Consider the following 5898-nt stretch of genomic DNA (forward strand, 5'->3'; position numbering starts at 1 on the left):
GTAGAATCTTTTAAAAAATTAAAATTATTTATTAATTTTTTATCTACTAATTCTAAAAATGCTTTTTCTAAAGTTTTTATAGTTTGTACTATATTTTTTTTCTCATATTTCAAAGGAATTCTTTTTATTAAAAAAATTGTATCTAATTTTAAATATAAATTATCAAATCTCAATTTTTCCACAAGCATATAAATAGTTCTTGCTGTACTAGATTCAATTTCAAGTAACGTATCTCCATTATATACCATGTATCCTTTTTGAATTATATTTTTATAGAAATGGTCAGAAAACTCTATCTCATAAAGCACTTTTATCCTTTTATCTATTATTATTTCTCTATATTTTTTATTTTCTTTTTTTGATAATGTTATTGTTCTTATATTAAAAATTGAAGTTTCAACTTTTTCTCCAAGCACGCCTTTAGATTCACTAGAATAAAGAGTATTTTTAAAAACATAGTTTGAACTTGCTAATCTTGATAATGATTTTGCCACAACAGAGTTATATTTAGTTGTTGTAAAATTAACTTTATTTTTTAATTCAATTGCACTAATAATAAATTTTTTAGGCATTCCTTTTTCTTTCATTATTTGCATAAGTGCTATAAAAATTTTTTCTTCTGTTTCTCCTGGAATATAATCTCCTGCTTGAGGAGTAACAGTTATATACGTATCTCTATTTTTATTAAAAAAATAAGTTACAACCTGATTTACTTTTCTTTTTTTATTTTTTGAAAATATAGGAAATTGAATTAAATTTAAATCCATTCTTATTAAAGCTTTATTTTTTATAAAATTTTCATCAACATAAATATTTTCTTCTACTATTTCTGTTTCAGGTGTATCTATAGTTTCTTCCCACCAAGAATTACTTTTTATTACATTTTTAGACATTTTAATTCCTCCAATGAAACTATATCTTTATATTTTTTCAATACTTATTAGGGACATATACTTTTAAAAAAACAAGGTTTTTCACCTGAAACTAGCTGTCCCTAATAAGTATTTTTATATAATATCATTGTTTTTTGCAAAAAACAAGGAATTTATATGTCCCTTATAAGGAAATTTAAAACTACCTGTTCCTAATAAGTAAACTAACTGTCCCTAATAAGTAAACTAACTGTCCCTAATAAGTAAACTAACTGTCCCTAATAAGGATTTTTTTCAACCCTATAAACATCAATAAAATCAAGGGCTAAACATATGTTTTTTGCTCTTTTTTTTTGTACATAACAATATAAACAATATTTACAATATAAACAACTATATACAATGTAAAAAAATTCAATTGCAATGTTTTAAAAATTAAAGTATACTAAAAAATTATTATGTATTAAATATTAAAATAACAAAAGGATAAACAATGAAAAAAATAAGTATTATTATTCCTGCATATAATTGTGAAAGAACAATTGAAAAAACAATAAATTCAGTTTTAAACCAATCAATTAAAAATATAGAAATTATAATAATTGATGATGGATCAACTGATCAAACATCTAGAATCTGTAAAAATTACCAAAATCAAATAAATTATATCAAAACAATAAATCAAGGATGTAGTCAAGCTAGAAACTTAGGCATAATAAATTCTACTAGTGAATATCTTTATTTTTTAGATTCTGATGATTGGCTAGATTCAAATTTATTAGAAAATATGTATAATAAAGCAACTAAAAAAAAATTAGATATTGTTATTTGTGGGATAAGAAAAATAAATGAAAATTTTAAAGAATTATCAAAAATACATCCTCAAATCAATTTAAATACAAATGCAGATTATTTCTCATCTCCATGTAATAAATTATATAAAAAATCTTTATTTAAAAATAAAGATTTATTTTTTACAAAAGATATTTTTTGTGGAGAAGATTTACTTTTTAATTTTAAACTATTTACTCAAACATCTTCTATTGGAATAGAAAAAAAATATTTTTACAATTACTATATGAATTTAAATTCTACATCAAATAATTATAAAAATAGAATTGATATTTATAAAGTATTAAAAGAAATGATTAATTTTTCTAAAAAATATCATATATATGATACAATGTTTTATGAAATTCAAAATTGTTATAAATATCATGGAATAGCATATCCTTACGATGTTTTACAAAAATTAAAATTAAATAACAATAAAGATTTTAAAAATTTAAGAAAAGAAATAGAACTACATATAAAATCATTTAAATTCTTAGAAAATTTTTCTATAAAATTTTATCATTTTTATAGAAAATTTAGATTAAAAATGATTTTTTTAAAAAAGTACATAAAGGGAAGGTAAAATGAAAAAAATTTTAATAAAAGCTTATGCTCAAATAAATTTAGGAGATGATCTTTTTATAAAAATGCTATGTGAAAGATATCCAGATGTTGACTTTTATATTTTTACAACAGAAAGATATACTAAGTTAGATGGATTAAAATTGAACAATTTATATATAAAATATAATGATAATTATTATAAAAAAATTATCATGAAAATAGGAAATTATTTAAATATACCAAATTTATTAGAGGATAATTTTAGTAAAAATATAACAGGAGTTGTAAATATTGGTGGATCAATATTTATTGAAAATAATTTTTCTCAAGAGGATTATTTAATAAGATCTAGGAATTTAAAATTTGGAAAAAATTATTTTATTTTAGGCTCTAATTTTGGACCATATAAAAGTGAAAAATTTAAAAAAGATTATGAGAAATTTTTTGAAAATTGTAGAGATGTTTGTTTTAGAGATAGCAACTCTTATGAAATGTTTAAAAGTATTTCAACAGTAAGACAAGGTCAAGATATTGTTTTTTCTTTAGATACAGATGATATAATAGAAAATATAGAAAATGATTATAATTTAATATCAGTTATTTTACCTTCGAAAAGAAAAGAATTGAAGCAAATGGAAAGTGAATATTTTGCAACAATGAAAAGATTTCTAATTGAAAGTGCTAAAAATAATGAAAAAACTAAACTTATGTCTTTTTGTAAAGATGAAGGTGATGAAATCGCAATTAGTAAGATATTATCTATGATTCCTAATGAATATCATAAAAAAATATCAGTTTATTATTATAGAGGGAATCTAAACGAAGCTTTAAGTATTATTAAAAGTGCCAAAACAATTGTTGCAACTAGATTTCATGCTATGATTTTAGGATTTGTATTTAATAAGCCTGTATTTCCTATTTGTTATAGTGAAAAAATGATAAATGTTTTAAAAGATTTAGAATTTAAAGAAAATTTTGTTTCTTTTAATAAAATTGCTAAATTTAGTTATGAAAAACTTTTAGAAAATAAACCATTAGATGAAAGTATGTTATTTAAAGCAAAAAAAGGTGGAGAAAAACATTTTGATATTTTAGATGAATTTTTAAATAATTAATGGTGATAATTAATGAAAATAAATGAATTAAAAATTGGAAGTTTTTTAGCAATGATAATATTAGGAGTAAGTTCTATTATTCAAATCTTTTATACACCATATTATATTGATTATCTAGGTGTTAGAGATTATGGAATAAACTCATTAGTTCAGTCTATTATGGGATATATGAGTATGCTAAATTTAGGACTTGGAAATGCAATGCTTCGTTATACTATAAAATATAGAAATACTGGAAAAAATGATGAAGAAAAATATTTAAATGGGATGTTTTTAATAATTTTTCTTTGTTTAATGGTAATAGGAATGATTTTAGGAGCTTTAGTATATATAAAAATGCCTATATTTTTTAAAAATAATTTTACAAATATGGAACTTTTAAAAACTAGAAAAATTTTTATTATTATGTGTGTAAATTTGTTACTATCTTTTCCTATGGGAGTTTTTTCTACTGCTATCACTTCTAGAGAAAAATTTATCTTTCAAAGAGGAATTAAACTTTTTATTATAATTTTATCTCCTATTATAGGTATTTTTCTTATGAAAAATGGATATGGTTTAGTTGAAGTAACTATTTCTACTGTAGTTTTATCAATAGGAAATATGATTTTTGATTTTTTCTATTCAATAAAATTAGGATTTAAAATTAGTTTTTCTAAATTTGATTTTAAAATTTTAAAAGAAATTGGAATTTATTCTTTTTTTATTTTTTTAAATGTTTTAATTGATCAGATTTATTGGGGAACAGATAGGATAATCATTGGAAAATATAAGGGTGTTGAAGAGGTTGCCATTTATTCAATAGGTTCAATCTTTAATACTATGTATATGGGATTTGCCTCTGCTATATCTGGAGTTTTAGCTCCTAGAATAAATAAATTAGTAAGTGAAGATAAGGAAGCTGATGCTTATAATTTGTTTTTAAAAGTTGGAAAAATTCAATTTTTAATACTTGCTTTAATTTCTTCTGGGTTTATTTTTTTCGGAAAAGAATTTATAGAATTATGGGTGGGAAAAAAATATTTTGAATCTTATTATATTGCACTTTGGATAATGATTCCATTGACAATTCCTTTGATTCAAAGTACAGGAATTGTTATAATGCAGGCAAAAAATAAACATCAATTTAGGTCTGTTGTTTATTTTATTATAGCTGTTTTAAATATTTCTATGAGTATTTTTTTAGTAAAAAAAATAGGTGGTTTAGGTTGTGCTGTAGCAACTGGAATTTCATTTATATTTGGGCAGATTATCATAATGAATATTTATTATCATAAAATCTTAAAAATGAATATGATATTATTTTGGAAAGAAATTTTAAAATTAAGTATTCCAGTTTTAATTGCAAGTATAGTTGGAATATTTTTAAATAGATATCTTGTTAATGTAAATTACATAAACTTTTTAATAAAAATATTAATTTATACAATTATTTATATTTTAATAACATATATTTTCAGAAAAAGAATTCAGGAGTAAACCATTATTTGGTTTATTCCTTTTTTATTTTATTTAACCTAAAATCAGATATAATGTATATTTTTTTCACGTAAGTGTTGACTTTTTTTTGGAAAAGGAGTATAAATGTTGTATAAGTTGTGAAAATGTTGTGAAATGTGAAAAAAGGAGAACATATGTTAGCAATTCAAAGAATAAAAGAAATAGAAAATATTTTAAATGAAAAAGGGAATGTTGTAATAAGTTCTTTAAGTAAGCTTTTTAAAGTTTCAGAAGAAACTATTAGAAGAGATTTAGATAAATTAGAAAAAATAATATTTTAAAAAGAGTAAGAGGAGGAGCATATTTACAATCAGATTCAGATAAGCAAGTTCCTCTTGAAATTAGAGAACAAATATATTTAACGGAAAAACAAAAAATAGCCGATAAATGTATGGAATTTATAAATGATGGAGATACTGTAATGATTGATAGTAGCACAACTGCTCTTTATGTTGCTCAAAATATAAATATACATAAAAAGAAAGTTACTGTAATTACTAACTCAATTAAAACAGTAGAGGAGTTGCAAGACTCAAAGTGGGTTAAAATTATATGTATTGGTGGAAGTTTAAGAAAAACAACAAAATCTTTTAGTGGAACACAAGCATTATTCCAATTGAGTAATTTATATGCTAATAAAGCCTTTATAAGCTGTACTGCAATTCATAATAAATTTGGAGTAACAGACGATAGTGAAAGAGAGGGAGAAATTAGAAAAAAAATGTTATTAAATTCAGAGAAAGTATTTTTAATAGCAGATAAAACAAAATTTGATGATTTAGAATCTCACTTAATTGCTAAATTAGATGAAGTTGACTATATTATAACAGAACAAGAGTTATCAAAAGAATGGGAAGAAGATTTAAAAGAAAATAAAGTAAAACTTATATACGCTTAAATAGGAGGCTTACATGGAAAACTTTAGTTTTAAAAATAGCACTAGACTTATATTTGGAAAAGATATTCATCAAGATCGGAAGAGCGTCGTGTAGGGAAAGAGTGTACGTCCTGGT

The 5898-nt window shown here is 22.0% G+C and carries 6 protein-coding genes; 5 read left to right on the forward strand and 1 reads right to left on the reverse strand.

The genetic code is table 11. The features are described from left to right. Window positions 1-893 (reverse strand): hypothetical protein (locus Q0V09_RS06785; protein WP_297487852.1); only part of this gene is annotated, 893 nt, incomplete at its 3' end. Window positions 894-1365: 472 nt separating this feature from the next. Here Q0V09_RS06785 and Q0V09_RS06790 point away from each other — a divergent pair. From Q0V09_RS06790 to Q0V09_RS06810, 5 genes are all read left to right on the forward strand, one after another. Then, window positions 1366-2289: a glycosyltransferase family 2 protein gene (locus tag Q0V09_RS06790; protein ID WP_297487854.1), complete on the forward strand. Its 924-nt coding sequence runs from the start codon at window positions 1366-1368 to the stop codon at window positions 2287-2289. 1 nt (window position 2290) lies between these two features. After that, window positions 2291-3385, forward strand: coding sequence for a polysaccharide pyruvyl transferase family protein (locus Q0V09_RS06795; protein ID WP_297487855.1), 1095 nt, complete (start codon window positions 2291-2293; stop codon window positions 3383-3385). A gap of 12 nt (window positions 3386-3397) precedes the next feature. Beyond that, the gene (locus tag Q0V09_RS06800; RefSeq protein WP_297487857.1) at window positions 3398-4864 is read left to right on the forward strand and encodes an oligosaccharide flippase family protein; all 1467 of its coding nucleotides are present in this window, start codon (window positions 3398-3400) and stop codon (window positions 4862-4864) included. Between the two features lie 155 nt (window positions 4865-5019). Continuing rightward, the gene (locus Q0V09_RS06805; protein WP_297487859.1) at window positions 5020-5166 is read left to right on the forward strand and encodes a DeoR family transcriptional regulator; all 147 of its coding nucleotides are present in this window, start codon (window positions 5020-5022) and stop codon (window positions 5164-5166) included. A gap of 140 nt (window positions 5167-5306) precedes the next feature. Beyond that, a complete protein-coding gene (locus Q0V09_RS06810; RefSeq protein WP_297487861.1) occupies window positions 5307-5783 on the forward strand; it encodes a DeoR/GlpR family DNA-binding transcription regulator in 477 nt (158 codons plus the stop codon). The last annotated feature ends 115 nt before the right edge of the window (window positions 5784-5898 follow it).

Origin of the sequence: uncultured Cetobacterium sp., from assembly GCF_947039425.1 — a bacterium.
Taxonomy (GTDB): Bacteria; Fusobacteriota; Fusobacteriia; order Fusobacteriales; family Fusobacteriaceae; genus Cetobacterium_A.

Coding starts and splice junctions, on each gene's coding strand:
- Q0V09_RS06805 (WP_297487859.1), top strand. CDS start 5,020: ATGTTAGCAATTCAAAGAATAAAAGAAATAGAAAATATTTTAAATGAA.
- Q0V09_RS06810 (WP_297487861.1), top strand. CDS start 5,307: ATGATTGATAGTAGCACAACTGCTCTTTATGTTGCTCAAAATATAAAT.
- Q0V09_RS06790 (WP_297487854.1), top strand. CDS start 1,366: ATGAAAAAAATAAGTATTATTATTCCTGCATATAATTGTGAAAGAACA.
- Q0V09_RS06795 (WP_297487855.1), top strand. CDS start 2,291: ATGAAAAAAATTTTAATAAAAGCTTATGCTCAAATAAATTTAGGAGAT.
- Q0V09_RS06800 (WP_297487857.1), top strand. CDS start 3,398: ATGAAAATAAATGAATTAAAAATTGGAAGTTTTTTAGCAATGATAATA.